This window comes from Mesorhizobium sp. L103C119B0 (assembly GCF_000502235.1).
Taxonomy (GTDB): Bacteria; Pseudomonadota; Alphaproteobacteria; order Rhizobiales; family Rhizobiaceae; genus Mesorhizobium.
The window spans coordinates 231,498-246,401 of record NZ_AYXE01000001.1; the positions used below are offsets into that span (position 1 = coordinate 231,498).

At 65.3% G+C, this 14,904-nt stretch carries 12 protein-coding genes; all 12 read left to right on the top strand.

Annotated features, from left to right (window positions below; all coding sequences use genetic code 11):
• Positions 1-4: 4 nt before the first annotated feature.
• The 12 genes from X728_RS165005 to X728_RS0133890 all read left to right on the top strand — a co-directional run bounded on the left by X728_RS165005 (position 5) and on the right by X728_RS0133890 (position 14,903).
• A complete protein-coding gene (locus X728_RS165005; protein ID WP_023673716.1) occupies positions 5-454 on the top strand; it encodes an Hcp family type VI secretion system effector in 450 nt (149 codons plus the stop codon).
• Positions 441-1,196 (top strand): type VI secretion system baseplate subunit TssE, encoded by a 756-nt coding sequence (gene tssE, locus X728_RS165000; protein WP_023804372.1) that lies wholly within the window; start codon positions 441-443, stop codon positions 1,194-1,196. The genes X728_RS165005 and tssE overlap by 14 nt, the downstream gene beginning before the upstream one ends.
• Before the next feature lie 3 nt (positions 1,197-1,199).
• Positions 1,200-3,074 (top strand): type VI secretion system baseplate subunit TssF, encoded by a 1,875-nt coding sequence (tssF, locus tag X728_RS164995; protein ID WP_023830352.1) that lies wholly within the window; start codon positions 1,200-1,202, stop codon positions 3,072-3,074.
• Positions 3,038-4,081, top strand: coding sequence for a type VI secretion system baseplate subunit TssG (gene tssG / locus X728_RS0133885; RefSeq protein WP_031194673.1), 1,044 nt, complete (start codon positions 3,038-3,040; stop codon positions 4,079-4,081). The genes tssF and tssG overlap by 37 nt, the downstream gene beginning before the upstream one ends.
• On the top strand, positions 4,078-5,547 hold the full coding sequence (tagH, locus tag X728_RS164990; RefSeq protein ID WP_023830353.1) for a type VI secretion system-associated FHA domain protein TagH: 1,470 nt from the start codon (positions 4,078-4,080) through the stop codon (positions 5,545-5,547). Before tssG ends, tagH begins: the two co-directional genes overlap by 4 nt.
• 3 nt (positions 5,548-5,550) lie before the next feature.
• Positions 5,551-6,003, top strand: coding sequence for a type VI secretion system lipoprotein TssJ (gene tssJ, locus X728_RS164985; protein ID WP_023735638.1), 453 nt, complete (start codon positions 5,551-5,553; stop codon positions 6,001-6,003).
• Between the two features lie 58 nt (positions 6,004-6,061).
• The gene (gene tssK / locus X728_RS164980) at positions 6,062-7,396 is read left to right on the top strand and encodes a type VI secretion system baseplate subunit TssK (RefSeq protein ID WP_023709959.1); all 1,335 of its coding nucleotides are present in this window, start codon (positions 6,062-6,064) and stop codon (positions 7,394-7,396) included.
• 4 nt (positions 7,397-7,400) lie between these two features.
• Entirely contained in the window at positions 7,401-8,726 is a 1,326-nt protein-coding gene (gene icmH, locus X728_RS164975) for a type IVB secretion system protein IcmH/DotU (protein ID WP_023830354.1), read from the top strand.
• Position 8,727: 1 nt separating this feature from the next.
• Complete coding sequence (gene tssM, locus X728_RS164970; protein WP_023830355.1) at positions 8,728-12,264, top strand: type VI secretion system membrane subunit TssM; 3,537 nt, start codon at positions 8,728-8,730, stop codon at positions 12,262-12,264.
• On the top strand, positions 12,246-12,788 hold the full coding sequence (gene tagF, locus X728_RS164965; protein ID WP_023830356.1) for a type VI secretion system-associated protein TagF: 543 nt from the start codon (positions 12,246-12,248) through the stop codon (positions 12,786-12,788). The genes tssM and tagF overlap by 19 nt, the downstream gene beginning before the upstream one ends.
• Before the next feature lie 16 nt (positions 12,789-12,804).
• The gene (locus X728_RS164960; RefSeq protein WP_023830357.1) at positions 12,805-13,887 is read left to right on the top strand and encodes a DUF2169 domain-containing protein; all 1,083 of its coding nucleotides are present in this window, start codon (positions 12,805-12,807) and stop codon (positions 13,885-13,887) included.
• Between the two features lie 149 nt (positions 13,888-14,036).
• Positions 14,037-14,903 carry a hypothetical protein gene (locus X728_RS0133890; protein WP_155923223.1) on the top strand — a complete coding sequence of 289 codons (867 nt, stop codon included), beginning with the start codon at positions 14,037-14,039 and terminating at the stop codon, positions 14,901-14,903.
• Position 14,904 lies beyond the last annotated feature (1 nt).

Sequence of the window (14,904 nt, forward strand, 5' to 3'; positions counted from 1 at the left end):
CACAATGAAGATCGACGGTTTTCTGAAAGTTCCGGATATCAAGGGGCCCAGCACGCGCGACGGCCATGACGACGAGATCGAAATCCATGGCGTCGATTACAAGATGGTCGCGCCCTACGACCCCAATTCCCTCTCGCGCCGAGGCCGCGTGTCGATGGGCATGATCAAGTTCACCAAGCACTATGACAAGGCCTCACCCTACCTGGCCAAGGCCCTGTTCGAAAACAAGGCGCTGGACGAGGTCAAATTCTCCGCGCGGCGGACCATCGACGGCGAGAGCAAGGACTATCTGGTCGTTACCCTGACCGACGCCTCGATCATGGAATACGACATGTCGCAGGCCGATGATGAAGCCGACCTGATCCAGGAGGAAGTCTCCTTCGCCTACAAGAAGATCAAGTTCGTCTATGACGACAATGACGAAGCCGAAATGGATGTCTATGTCGGCAAGTGACGGGCGAGCAAAGCGCCCTGCCGCCGACAAGGTACAGGCGGGCGGTTCACGGGCCAAGCGCGAGGCGGTACAGCCTTCGCTGTGGGACCGCCTCGTCAACGATCTGCCGGGCCTGAGCTCGGAGATAGACGGGCTCAGGCAGGCTCTGCAGGAGGAGCTTGGCGCAGAGCGCCTGGACGAGCTGCTGGCAGACGGACCGAGGCGCATCGACGCCGATGACGCATTGAACCCCGATCAGAAGCGCCGGCTGCACCGGCTGGCGTTTCAGAACCGGCACCGTGGCGAGCTTGAAAGCCGAGGCATCGTGGTGTCGCCCGATGTGCTGCGCGAGGCCGTGCGGCGCGACATCGAGGCGCTGTTCAACACCGAGCGTTTCGAATCCGCGCCGCTGCTATCCGATCTCGAGGCCGAGCAGATGACCGACCGTCCGACATCGCTGGCCGACTTTCCGGAGGTGCGCCGCAGCGTTGTCAATTATGGCGTGCCGTCCTTCTCCGGCCGGTCGTCGCGCGACTTCGATCGCGATGTTCTGGCACGCGAGATCCGCGCCGTGCTCGCCGCATTCGAGCCGCGGCTGAAGGAGAGCGCGACGAAAGTCACGGTCAACCTCGGCGACAAGACCGGCCTGAAGATCGAGATCGACGCCGTGCTGATCATGACGCCGACGCCCGAGCGCATGCGCCTGCGCACGACGATCAATCTCGACAACGGACTGGCGCGCACCGAGTTCAGGGAAGCCTGAGAGATGGACCGGGTCTTCGTAGAATATTACGAGGAGGAACTGTCCCACATACGCGGGCTGGCGGCGGAGTTCGCCGACATGCATCCGGCGGTTGCCCGCAATTTGTCGCTGGATACGGTGCCGTGTCCCGACCCCTATGTGGAGCGGCTGCTCGACGGCGTCGCCTTCCTCGCCGCGCGCACGCGCCTGAAGGTGGATGCCGAGCGCTCGCGGTTTTCGCGCAGCATCCTCGACGTGCTTTATCCCGATCTCGTCACGCCGGCGCCGGCAACCGCCATGGTGGTGCTGAAGCCCGGCCAGCAGGTGCAGACAATGCTTGCCGGCCACGTCGTCAAGCGCGGCACGCGGCTGGTCTCCAGCCTGCAGGCCGGCCTGTCGACACGCTGCACCTTCACCACCGCGCAGGACATGACGCTGTTTCCGATCGCGATCAGTTCGGTCGGCTATTTCCAGGACCGCAGCGCGCTTGCCGCCGCCGGCATCGGCCCGATCGCCGGCAAGGCCGGCGAAGCGGCACTTCGCATCACGCTGGCGCGGACCGGCAAAGGCAAGCTCGACGAACTGGCGCTCGACCGGCTCGACTTCTATTTCGCCAACCGCACCAAGGCGCCGCTGATCTTCGACGCCATCTTCGGAGTCCGCTCTGGTGTCGGCGCTCGACCGGAAGGCAAGACCAATCCATTGTCGCCGCTACCGCCGCCGGAGATGGTCGGCATTGCCGATGCCGAGGCGCTGATGCCGCGCACGCGGCCGACCTTCGAAGGCTACCGCCTGCTGCGCGAATATTTCATGATGCCCGAGCGCTTCCATTATGGGCGCGTCACCGGCTTGCTGCCGGTCGTGCGCAAATGCCAGGCCGGGCTCGAAATCATCTTCCTGTTCCGGCGTCCGGTGCCCGAACTCGCCGATCTGACGCCGGCGGATTTCGATCTCTTCGCCACCCCGATCATCAATCTCTTCGAGCGCGAGTGCAACATCGTCGAGCTCGACCAGCGCAAGACGCGCCAGGTGCTGCATGCCGACCGCACGCGGGCGCGCGACTTTGAAATCTACCGCGTCATCCGCGTCGAAGACGCCGATGCCGAGGGACCCGACGCGGAGATACCGGAACTCTTCAGCCTTGGGCAAAATCGCGGCAGCGGCTGGGTCTATTCGACGGAGCGGCGGCCGCGCCGGCCGACCGAGGACGAGCGGCGCCAGGGCGTGACGCGGACCTCCTATGCCGGGGACGACGTCTTCCTGGCGGTTTCGCGCCCAGTCAACAGTCAGGCCAACCGGCCGCTCAAGCGCGTCGACGTCGTGGCACTGTGCACAAACCGCGATCTTGCCATCCTCGACGACACGCCAACGCTGACGCTGGAAGCGGGCGACCCGGTGGAATCGGTCAGGCTGCTCGGCGCGCTGCGTTCGCCGCAGCCGGCCATCCCGGCAGCGCTGCCGACCGGCGCCGACAGCGAGTCGCGCGCCGACGACCTGGCCTGGCGGCTGGTCTCGCAGCTGGCGCTGAACTTCCTCAGCCTGGCCAAGGAAGGCCGCGGCGTCGATCCGCTGCATGCGCTGCTCGATCTCTATGCCGAACGCGGCGATCCCGGGCTTGCCCGCAATGTACGCTCGATCGTGCGCATCGATTCGCGCGCGGTGATCGAAAGGCTGGCGATCGAAGGACCAATGTGTTTTGGGCGCGGCACGGAGGTGACGCTGCATGTCGACCAGTCGGTGCTGGCGGGACAGAGCACTCTGCTGCTGTCGGGCCTGCTGTCGCGGCTGTTTGCCCGCCATGCCGGCATTAACGGGTTCGTGCGCACGCGCACGCGGTTGCTCCAGAAACAGGAGGATGTGCCATGGCCGATGACGCCCGGCAATCGCTACCTGATCTAGAGCGAGCCGCAACCCTGTCCGAGAGTTTCGACTTTTTCGAACTGCTGCGCCGGCTGGAGCGGCAAGGCGGCCTGTTCGGCCATTCCGGCCGGCCGGACCGCGAGCCGGCAAGGCTCGGCCAGAATGTGCGGCTGTCCTTCGCAGTGCAGGACGTGGTGGATTTCCACGAACCGACGGACAAGTCGCCGGCGCGGGTGACGGTCAACAATCTCGGCCTGCTCGGGCCTGAAGGGCCGATGCCGCTGCATCTGACGCGCTGGGTGCTCGATCGGCTTTCGCAGCGCTGGTATGCAGGCGCCGAGGCGCGGCAAACGAGCGACACGACCTTCGTCGATTTCGTCAACATCCTGCAGCACCGGATGATCGCGCTTTATTATCGCGCCTGGGCGGATGCGCATCCGGCCGTGCAGGTCGAACGCGGTGTCGGCGGCCGCGTCCGTTCGATGCTGGAAGCGATGGCCGGCATCGGGCTGCCGGGCACCCAGGACGCCGAACTCGATGCGGTAAAGCTTCGCCAGGCCGCCTCGCTCGCCAGCCAGGTCGAGGGTCCCGAACGGCTGACGCTGTTCATTGCCGAAGCCTTCAAGGTTCCGGTGGTGCTGAAGGAATTCGTCGGCGCCTGGATGACCATTCCCAAGGCGCTGCAGAGCCGGCTGGCCGGCAGCTATGCCACACTCGGCCGCAGCGCCACCATCGGCCCGCGCAGCTTCAGCCGGCAAAGCCGAATCGAACTGCGCATCGGTGCGCTCAGCTATATCGACTACAAGGCGTTCCTGCCCGGCGGCGAGCGGCTGAAGTTGTTGAAGCAGGCGGTGCGCGACCTGATCGGCGAGACCATCGATGTCGATCTCAGGATCGTGCTTGCGGCAAAGGCAGTGCCGCCGGCAAAGCTCGGCACCGTCCAGCTTGCCCGCACCACCTGGCTGGCGCGCAACCCTGCGCGAGGCGATGCCGAAGACATGCGGCTGCGCACCATCGTCGGCTGGCGCGAAGAGGTGGCGGCATGAGCCTGCTGCTGACGCTCGAACAGGGACCCCGCGCGCAAGTCACGCGGCAGGCGCGGCTGGACGAGGGTGAGCTGGTGATCGGCCGCAGCGCCGACGCCGACTGGCAGATCAACGATCCCGACATGTTCGTCTCGCGCGCCCACTGCAAGATCACCAGCAAGCAGGGCGGCTATTTCGTCACCGATACTTCCAGCAGCGGGCTGTTCATCGACGATGCCAGCAGCCCACTCGGCGCGGGAAATACCGAGCGCCTGCAAAGCGGCATGCGGCTGCGGTTGGGCGACTATGTGGTGTGCGTCGATTTGCAGACGGCGAAGACCGAGGCGCCGGCCTTGAGGCCTTCGATGCCCGCCAGCAAGCCGGTGGCGTCGCGGGCGCCGGTCAGTCTCGGTGGCGACGATTTCTTTTCGTCCACGACCCAAGAAGAGCCGGGACGGCCACGCCCTGCCGACCTGCCCGATCCGTTCGAAAAGCCGGTGCCCGGCGCGTTCGCGCGTGCGGATGAACGCAGCTCGCAGGCGTTCGACGATCCATTCAGCCTCGACCCGGTGGCGACGCCGGCGCCAGAGGCCGTCACCGACAAAAGCGGCGGCAAGCCGCTGTTCGACGACCCCTTCGGCCTCGACTCCGCGCCGCTGTCGAGAGAGCCTAGCAGATCCAATTCCGAGCAGCCGCCGGCCTACGATGACGGGTTTGGTTTTGGCCCGGCCGAGTCCACCAGCCTCGACGTTGGCGCGACGGATGGCGGCGCAATCGATGCGGCCTCGCCTGCTCCCTCCGCGGCGCCGTGGGAGCTGCCGGCTCGCGCGGCCGAGCCATCGCCAAAGCCAACCCCGCAACCACCGCCCCGCCCTCCTGTCCGGCAAGCTGCAGCACGGCCATCGACCGGACAGCCGGACGCGGACTTTCGCGCTGCTTTCCTGCGCGGCATGGGTATGGACGAGGCCGGCTTTCCCGGCCGCAATCCGGTTGCCGACATGGAGAAATTCGGCCGCGAGTACCGGCTGATGATGGATGGGCTGATGCAGCTTTTGCGCAAGCGCGCCGAAGAGAAGGGCAACGCTCGCGTCGCGCAGACCGTGGTTGGCGCGTCCGAGGTCAACCCGCTCAAATTCCTGCCCTCGGTCGACGATGCGCTGGTAACCATTCTGGCCGAGCGCAGCCCCGGTTTCCTCGGCGCCGAAGCGGCGATCAAGGACGCGGTGCGCGATCTGGCGCAGCATCACGTTCGCGCCTGGCGCGGCGTGCAAGGCGCGCTCAAGCGCATGATCGACCGCTTTGATCCGGCGGCGATCGAGCAGGAACTGAAGTCGAGCTCGGCGATCGGCAATCTGCTGACCGGCGGGCGCGGCGCCAAGCTCTGGGAATTGTACCAGAAACGCCACCGTGAAATCGCTCACAGCGCCGAGACGCGCTTTCTGGGCGAGATCGGCGCTGATTTTCGTGATGCATATGAGGAGGACTGAGACATGATCGACAGACGCGAATTTATCCTTGCCATCGGGGCGACGGGACTGCTGACGGCTTGCCAGAGCGGCCCGCCCAAACCATCCGTCATCACAGTGAATCTTGCCGGCGGCGCCGGCATGAACCCGGGACCGGGCGGCGGCGACAGGCCGGTGACGGTGATGATCTTGCGGCTGAAAAGCACCGGCGCCTTCAATTCGGCCGATTATTTCGCCCTGCAGGGCGGTGCCGGCTCCGCACTTGGCGGCGATCTCATCGGCTCCGACACGATTTCCGTCGGACCCGGCAAGACCGCATCGAAGACCATCACGGTCGAACCGGAAGTGGCCGCACTCGGCTTCGTCGCGCTGATCAGGGAACCCACCGGACGCAACTGGCGCACGACCAAGTCGGTGTCGCCGGGATCGAAGTTCACCGTCAATGTGAAGCTCGGCAGCGGCGGCATTTCCGCCTAGCGGCGGCGGGTCCGCAAAGCCGCGCCAAGGTGACGAGCAGGAAGCAGAGAGTGCCGGCATGAGCGATGCAAACAGGGTGCTGTGGTCGGAGGGGCTTTTCCTTCGCACCCAGCATTTCCAGCAACAGGACCGCTTCTTCGAAGCGACGGTGCGCGGCGCCTTGCAGGCCGGGCATCTGCATACGTTCGGCTTTCGAACGCTGACGCTCGATCAGGCACAGCTCGATGCCGGCCAGATTTCGGTGCTCTCGGCACGCGGCATCTTTCCAGACGGGACGCCGTTCGCGATCCCCGAGACGATGGATGCGCCGCGGCCGCTGGCGGTGACGCCGGAGATGGGCGCTGGACCGGTGCTGATAGCGCTGCCGCTCGAGCCGCCAGGCGGCGTCGGCTTCGACCCTGCTCACGCCGAGCCGTCCGGCGCGCGCTATCGCGGCCGGATCGTGTCGGTGCGCGACGCCGTGCATGGCGGCTCCGATCCCGAGGAAATCGAGATCGCACGGCCGCAGGCGCTGTTGCTGGCGCCGGGCACGGCCGTCGGCGGCTACACCGCGCTGCCGGTGGCCGAACTCAAGGGCGTGCGCGCCGATGGCGGCGTGGCCTTGGACGACACCTTCCTGCCGCCGACCTTGGTCATCGGCGCGGCGTCCTGGTACAGCCGCCTGCTGCAGGAAGTGGTCACCGGCCTCGACCAGATCGCCGAGGCGCATGGCAAGATGGTGCTGGGCGGCCCCGGCCGCAGCGTCGAGGATCTTCTGATCCTCAATTTGGTCAACGCCGCGCGGCCGCGGCTGGCGCACATGCTGGCGCAGGACGTGTTCCATCCGGCCGAGGTCTATATGGAGCTGGCCGGTCTCGCCGGCTCGATGGCGACCTATGGCTCGAGTGCAAGGCGGCTCGGCGAACTGCCTGTCTACGACCACATGGCGCCAGGCCCGGCCTATTCCGCGCTGGCCGACGCGCTACGCTCCCTCATCCTCAGCCTGCGCTACATCGAGCCGAAATCCCGCGCCCTGCCGGTCATGCGCCATGCGACCAATGTGTGGAAGATCCGCATCGACAACCCGAAACTTCTGGTGGCGAGCCGCATCGTGGTGCGGATCGGCTCCGAACTCTCGGAGGATGCCTTGCGCAAGATTTTCGTCAACCAGGCGACCGTCGGCTCGGCCAGCGAATTCGAAGGGCTGTGGAAATCACGCCTGCCCGGCATTCCGCTGAAGCCCCTGCATTCGCAGCCGCGCGAAATTCCCTATGACGGCGACCGGCTGTGCCTCGAACTGGACCAGAAAAGCGAGCACTGGGCCTCGCTGCTCGAAGCGCCCGGGTTTGTGATCGGCGTTTCGGGCGTGCTGCCCAGCGAACCGCAGGTCGACTGCTACTCGGTCAACAGGTGAGATGATGAGCAGGGACGATCCATTCGGACTGTCCGAGGATCGGGAGCGGACGCGCATTCGGCTGAGCGGAGCGCCAACGCCGCGCGCCATGCCGCTGCCGGCGTCAGGGGTGACCGCGAAACGCTCCGCGCGCGCGCATCCGAACGTGCTCGTCAACGCGTTCTCGCCGCTGCTGGAATTTGCACCCGAACTCGAAAACGCGCAGCCGCCTGAGAACCCGGAAGCCCTGCGCACCAGGCTGCTCGACGAACTCGTGCGCTGCCGCGACGCCACCATGGCACAGGGATCGTCACTTGAGTGCGCCGACCAGGCCGCGTGGCTGGTGGCCGCGTTGCTCGATGATCTGGCGCTGAACACGCCGTGGGGCGGCGCCAGCGCATGGCCACGCCAGCCGCTGGTGGTGATGCTGCGCGGCGACGTCGATGCCGGCGCGCAGTTCTTCGCCCGTCTTGAAGAGCTGGAGCGCCATCCCAATCGCGACCGCGAAATGCTGGAGTTGCAATATCATTGCATGGCGCTCGGCTTCCGCGGCAAATATCGCGTGCCGGGCCGCTCCGGCGACCGTTCGCTCAATGCCGTGCGTGTGGCCGCGGCGCGCTTCCTGCGCGACAGCGACGCCGAAGGCGCACAGCTTTCGCCCAACTGGAAGGGCGTGATCGCCTCCGACGAGCCGCAGCGCTTCATCGTGCCGATCTGGGTGATGGTTGCGGCAGCGGCGGTGATCGCCACCGCCATTCATATCGGGCTGTCGATGAGCCTGAGCAGCCAGGCGGTCGAGCTTTCGGCGCTGGTTCGCGCCTTGCCGCCGCCGACGCGTACGGATGTCACCCGCGCTTCGCCGAAGGTCGACGCGCCGCCGCCGGTGGCGGTGGATTTCGCGCTGCTGCCGGAATTCCAGGCGGCAGCACCCGACGAGCTCAAGAGAGCGCTGAGCGGCACGGAGAGCGTGTCGCTGGCGCGGCTGGTCATCCAGGCCTCCAATCCCGAACTCTTCCAGTCGTCGCGCGCGCAGCTGACAGACGGCTTCGATCCGCTCATCGCCTCGGTCGCCAAGGTGATCCTCGAGAACCAGGAGCTGATCGGCGATATCACCGTGGTCGGCCACACCGACGGCGTTCCCTTGCAAAAGACCAACCCACTGTCCACCAACCAGCGGCTGTCGGAAGCCCGCGCCGCGGAAATTGCCGATATCCTGATTCAGAACGGCGTGCCGAAGGAGCGCGTGCGCTCCGAAGGCCGGGCCGCCACCGATCCGGTGGCCGACGACGGCACACGCGAAGGCCGGGCCTTGAACCGCCGCGTCGAAGTGCTGGTCGAAAAGAGGCTGTGACATGTTCATCCTGCGCTTCCTCTGGGCGGTCCTGACTTCGCGTTTCCTGTGGACGCTGATCGGCCTGGCGCTGCTGTCGCTGATCATCTGGGTATTCGGCCCGATCGTACGGGTCGGCGACTATGTGCCGATGGCGTCGGAGACGGTGCGCATCGTCATCATCGCTCTTCTGGTGATCTTCTGGCTGATCTGGCTGATCGTCGCGCAGCGCCGCGCGATCCGCGCCAACCGCATGTTCGTCGCCGAGATTTCCGCCCCGGTCGAGGAAAAGCGGCTCAGCCCGGGCGAGGAAAACGTCGCCGCGGTCGGCGCCAAGTTCCAGGACGTCATGGTCGAGTTGAAGCGCCGCAAGCTCGGCGGCCGCAAGTTCCTGCGCGAGATGCCGTGGTATGTGATCGTCGGCCCCCCGGCGACCGGCAAGACGACGGCATTGCGCCAATCCGGCCTCAACTTTCCGATCGACCTCACCGACGATCTGCAGGGCATCGGCGGTACCCGCAACTGCGACTGGTTCTTCTCCGAAAACGCAGTGATGATCGACACCGCCGGGCGCTATGTCCAGCAGGAAAGCCAGCCCGATGTCGACGCCGTGGAATGGCTGGGTTTCCTCGATCTGTTGAAGAAGCATCGTGGCCGTCGTGCGCTGAACGGCGTCATCGTTGCGCTTGGGATCGACGCGCTGTCCGAGGGCGACGAAGCCGTCAAGGCGCATGGCCGCAAGATCCGCAGGCGCCTGGCCGAGCTCGAAGAGCGGCTGGAAATCCGCCTGCCAGTCTATCTGATGCTGACCAAGGCCGATCTGATCAGAGGCTTCGAGGCCTTCTTCGGCGGCCTGTCGACGGCGGCGCGCGAACAGGTATGGGGGACGACCTTCCCGCTCGATGCACGCGTCGACGCCAAGACGATCGCGGGCGAAATCACGACGCTGTCGAGGGAGCTGGAAAAGCGACTGGTGCCGCGGCTGGAAGACGAGGATAAGCTGGCCGAACGGGCCGAGATCTTCCGCTTTCCCGCACAGCTGCAAAGCCTGTCCGAGCCCATCCAGGTGCTGGTCGAGGCGATGTTCGGCGAGAGCCGCTACGAGGAGGCAGCCTGGCTGCGCGGCCTCTATCTGACCTCGGCGACCCAGGAAGGCGCGCCGATCGACCGGCTGACCGCGGCGCTCGCCTCCTCCTTCGGCCTGCCGGCACGACGCACGATGCCGGCGCAGCGCTTCGAGAAGCGCAGCTTCTTCCTCAAGAACCTTTTGACCGAGGTGATCTTCAAGGAGGCCGGGCTCGGCACCTTCGATCCGCTGGCGCAGCGCCGCCGCAGCTGGGTCTGGCGCGGTGCCGCCGCTGCCAGCGCGGCTGCGGCCATACTCGCCGGCGGCCTGTTCACCTGGTCCTACTACGACAATCGCAACGCCATCGCCGCGCAAGCCGGCCAGTTCGAAGCGCTGCAGGCGCCGCTGACGTCGACCGCCGCGACGCCCGCCTCGGTGCTGCAGCCGGCTATGGACGTTGCCCTGACCGCCATGGACGAAGTCGCCAATGCCAGGACTGCGCCTCCGAACAAGGCACAGGACCTGCTCGGACCATCGGCTTCGGCCGAGATGATGCGGGCGCAGACCGACACCTATGACCACGCTCTGCGCAACGTGCTGGAGCCGCGGATGGTGGCGTTGCTCGAAGCGACCATGTGGCGGCAGATCCGCGATCCGGACTTCATGCTGGGGGCGCTCAAGACCTACCGCATGATGACCGGCCTGTCTCAGATGGACTCCGACTTCGTCGAGAATTGGTGGGTGAACGACCTGCCCGAATTCGCGCCGGCCGCGCCCTTCCCGACAGCCGATGCGGAAGAACACCAGCTGGCAGCGATCCGCCGCATGGCGGTCGACGACAGCTACATCGCGCCCGACCAGGCGCTGGTCGCCGAAGCGCTGAAAACGGTCTGCACGATCTCGCTGCCGGCGCGGGCCTACAAGCAATTGCTGGCCGATCCGGCGGTGGCCGGATTGAAGGAATGGATCCCCGCCAATTTCGCCGGGCCGAACGGCGCCAAGGTGTTTTCGCGACGCTCCGACAAGACGCTGCGCGTCGGCATATCAGGCGCCTTCACCTATGACGGCTTCCACGATGCGATCCTCGACCGGGTCGAGGATGTCGCCGCCCAGGCGGCACTCGACCGCGCCGTGTTTGCCGGCGGCTGCTCGGAAAATTCCGAGACGTCGGTGTCGGCGCTATCGGAAGATATCCTGAAGCTCTACTATGACGATTACATCGCGCAGTGGGACAGTTTTTTGCGCGACATGCGGCTGGCGCCGCTCAGCGACCTCAACATTGCCAGCGAGAATCTGAAGGACCTTTCCAGCGCCGATTCCGCGCTGAAGCGGCTGTTGACGGCGGTGGTCCAGGAGGTCGACCTCACCCGCTCGGACGAGGCGCCGACCGACGACAAGGCGGCGGCGAAGGGCGGCTCGAAACTACTGGGCAAACTCGGCAAGCTGGGCAAGATCGTCAAGACCGGCGCCAAGCTGTTGCCGCGCGCAGGCTCGGCGAGCGAAGTCGACCTGACCGGCACGCTGGTGGCCGAGCACTTCAAGCCGCTCAAGAGCACGATTGCCGAGGTCGACGGCCAGCCGCCGGCGCTCGATGCCGCGGTCGTCGCGCTGACGGCGCTGTCCAACGTGCTGCAGACGGTGACCGCCAATCCCGACCCGCAGGACGCGATCAAGAAACAGGGCGGGCTTGCCGAACTGACCGGCGCCGTCGCCCGCCAGGCGCAAATCCTGCCCGACCCGGTCAACACCTGGCTTAGCGGCATTGCCGGCGACACCAGCGGGTTGACGCAGAAGGCCGTGGCCTCCGAGCTCAACGCCATCTGGCGCGCCGACATCCTGCCCTTCTGCCAGGCCGCGCTCAACGACCGCTATCCGTTCAGCCCCGACAGCGCGGTCGACGTCAACGTCCGCGACTTCGCCCGCTTGTTTGGGCCGGCAGGGATGATCGACGGCTTCATCAACGACCATCTCATCAGCTATGTCGACACCTCTGCGCAGCCATGGAAATGGCGTGCCGATTTCGGCCTCGACCCGTCCGCACTTGCCGCCTTCGAGCAGGCGCGGCGCATTCGCGACGATCTCTTTCCCGGCGGCCAGGGCCCGGTGATGGCCTTCACACTCGAGCCGACCGACCTGTCGCCCAACATCACCCGCGTCACCCTCAACCTCGACGGCCAGAACCTGGTCTACTTCAACAATGCGACGCGGCCGCAGCCGATGACCTGGCCCGGCAAGGACGGCACCGGCGTTATCTCGCTCGCCTTCCAGCCGATCGACGGCTCGCCCGAAATCATGCTCAACGAGACGGGAAGCTGGGCGTGGCTGAGGATGCTGCGCGGCGGCCGCTTCACCGGGACGTCGCTGTCCGATGTCTACAGCCTGCGGCTGGGGACGAAAGGCATGTACGCCGATTTCAAGCTCAAGGCGGCGAGTGTCGAAAATCCCTACAACCTCCAGATGTTCAAGAAATTCTCATGTCCGCCGCAGATCTGATCCTGCCTGGCTTCTACGGCAAAATGCCCGCCACCGGCGACTTCGTCAGCCGGCGGCTGACGGGCGAGTTCGTGCGGCTTTGGGACCGCTGGCTGGCGCAGCATCTGGTGCCGCTGTTTGGCCAGGACATCTGGCCCCCGGCCACGGCGCTGCGGTTTCTGGCCGGCCCGAACTCCTTCGGCGCGTCGGCGGGCATCATCCTGCAGAGCGCCGACAAGGTGGGCCGGAAATTCCCCTTGAGCGTCGTTGCCCTGCTACCCGAAGCGCCTGTCGCGCTGACGCATGCCGAGGCATGGTTTGCCGGAATCGAGGAGGCCGCCACCGCCGCCCAGCAGGGCGAGCTGACGCCCGAAGAACTGGATGCAGCTTTGACGGCACTGCCGATGCCACAGGCCGAGCCGGGCGAAGAGCTGATCGCCGACATGGTGATGTGGACGGCGCACTCCGACATTTTCGACATCGATCCGCACGCGCCGCAACCGACGCTGGAGACAATCCTCGCCGGCAGCTGGGAGACCAGCTGATGGGAGCGCAACTCTGATGTTCGTCAGCCAGAACACCACCCCGTTTCTCGCCGAGACTTTTCCCTATCAGGACAAGCATTGCGTGAAGTTCTGCGTCGCGGTCGTTCGCGCGACATACGATGTCGATGAGCAAGGCAACTGCACGCCCAGCACGACGCAGTCACCCTTCGTCTACGCCGATACCCACTACGGCGATCCCGAGACAACGTCGGTACGCGTCGAAAGTGATTTCGTTCCGGTCAAGCCAAAATGCGAAGTGCTGCTCGACGCCCAGGCGGTCGCACCAATCGGCCGTCCAATGGAATCGATGGAAGTTGCGCTGATCGGGCCCGGCATCGACAAACGCGCCATCCTCACCGGGCAAAGACGCTGGTTCAAGACAGGTCTGGGTGTGCAGGCCTCACGGACTACGCCCTTTGTCAGCATGCCTCTCGCGTGGCATCTCACTTTCGGGGGAACTGACAGGACGGATCCCGAGAAGCCGCACGGCGATGGCATGAACCCTATCGGCACCGGCTTCCTGGTGAGCCAAGCCAATCCCGACGGTGTCCTTTTGCCGTGCGTGGAGCACCCGCAATCACGTGTCCGCATCTGGAACGACCGCGTGAAGCCGATCGGCTTCGGCCCGGTGCCGCGCTTCGCCAAACAGCGCGCGCAATATGCGGGCACCTATGACAAGAACTGGCTCGACAATATTTTTCCCTACTTGCCGACGGATTTTGATGATCGCTATTTCCAGGCGGCGCCACAAGATCAGTGGCTTGATCTGCTCAGTGAAGGGATGGTTTTCGGCTGCCTGGGGATGACTGAAAGAGGGCGCTTCGCGGCTAGGTTGCCAAGGCTCTCCGTGCCCGTCCGGTTTGTCTACGAAGACCGCATTGAGCGCAAGACCCTCGTTCCCGACACGTTGAACATCGTGCCGCACGAAGGCAAAATCGTGTTAGTGGGCCGGGTGAGCACGAAGGTTCCGCGCAAATTCGTGAAACTGCAGCAGGTGGAGATTGGCGTTAATCTCATCCCGGATGATGATGACAAGCCACACTACGCTGGACTGGGCGTGGCAATTGAAGCCCTGAAAAACCAACGGCGCCTGTCATGAGTTGGGTCTCCTGCATCAGCCTAGTGACACCGGTTGGCTACAGCGCCGCCAGTTCGATCGCGGCCATGCGGGGAAAAATAGCCGCATTCAACGAGCTGAGCTATCATGATGCGGAAGGCGAGCCGATCATCGGCGCAACAGTCGACGCCTTGCCGCTCAAGCTGCGAGGTCGCGAGCGCATCTCGGCGCTGGTCAAACTCGCATTCGAGCAACTCGATGCCGACACCGTGACCGGTCTGCCTTGGGGGCAGATGCCCCTTCTGTTGTGCACGCGTGAGAACGAAATGCCTGGTGGCAGGCTCAAAGGAATTCTGGCGGGAATAACACTACCGGACGGACGCGGGCTGACGGGACCGAAGCTGCTGCATATCGCGGGCGGCCCTGTCGCGGTTTTCACCGCATTGTCCCATGCCGAGACGCTTTTGAAGAGCGAAGGATATCCCGCATGCATCATCGTCGCCGTCGATAGCCTGGTGGATGCGCGCACATTGTCGTGGCTTGATCTACATCAGCGATTGAAAACCAGTGCAGTCACCGACGGACTGGTTCCTGGTGAAGCTGCCGGGATCCTGGTGGTGACGCGCGATGCCGCTTCTTTGACCGCGATCAGCATTCTCGGCATCGGTTTTGGCGTCGAGGGGTCGACCTTGTTCAACGAGACGCCGTTCCGAGCCGACGGCTTGAGCGCCGCCCTGAAGGCCGCGCTTGCCGATGCCGGCGTGCCTATGCACAAAGTCTCGTTTCGCCTGTCCGACGTTGCGGGTGAAAGCTACGCTTTCGAAGAGTTGGTGCTGGCACAGATGCGCAATATGCGTGAAGTCCGGCCCTGCCAAGACGTTTGGCACGCAGCGGATTGCATTGGCGACAGCGGCGCCGCCGCCGGCATCATCCAGTTCGCCTGGGCCGAGCAAGCCTATGCGCGCAACTATGCGCCGGGAAAGCTCGCCGCGCTTCACGCAAGCTCTTGCTTCGGCCCAAAGGCCGCAGCAATTGTGGCACCCAGAAGGCCTAGTTGAC

What these genes read in the sequence shown, in the direction of transcription:
- X728_RS165005 (WP_023673716.1), top strand. Translation starts at nt 5, where the DNA reads ATGAAGATCGACGGTTTTCTGAAAGTTCCGGATATCAAGGGGCCCAGC.
- tssE (WP_023804372.1), top strand. Translation starts at nt 441, where the DNA reads ATGTCGGCAAGTGACGGGCGAGCAAAGCGCCCTGCCGCCGACAAGGTA.
- tssF (WP_023830352.1), top strand. Translation starts at nt 1,200, where the DNA reads ATGGACCGGGTCTTCGTAGAATATTACGAGGAGGAACTGTCCCACATA.
- tssG (WP_031194673.1), top strand. Translation starts at nt 3,038, where the DNA reads ATGGCCGATGACGCCCGGCAATCGCTACCTGATCTAGAGCGAGCCGCA.
- tagH (WP_023830353.1), top strand. Translation starts at nt 4,078, where the DNA reads ATGAGCCTGCTGCTGACGCTCGAACAGGGACCCCGCGCGCAAGTCACG.
- tssJ (WP_023735638.1), top strand. Translation starts at nt 5,551, where the DNA reads ATGATCGACAGACGCGAATTTATCCTTGCCATCGGGGCGACGGGACTG.
- tssK (WP_023709959.1), top strand. Translation starts at nt 6,062, where the DNA reads ATGAGCGATGCAAACAGGGTGCTGTGGTCGGAGGGGCTTTTCCTTCGC.
- icmH (WP_023830354.1), top strand. Translation starts at nt 7,401, where the DNA reads ATGAGCAGGGACGATCCATTCGGACTGTCCGAGGATCGGGAGCGGACG.
- tssM (WP_023830355.1), top strand. Translation starts at nt 8,728, where the DNA reads ATGTTCATCCTGCGCTTCCTCTGGGCGGTCCTGACTTCGCGTTTCCTG.
- tagF (WP_023830356.1), top strand. Translation starts at nt 12,246, where the DNA reads ATGTCCGCCGCAGATCTGATCCTGCCTGGCTTCTACGGCAAAATGCCC.
- X728_RS164960 (WP_023830357.1), top strand. Translation starts at nt 12,805, where the DNA reads ATGTTCGTCAGCCAGAACACCACCCCGTTTCTCGCCGAGACTTTTCCC.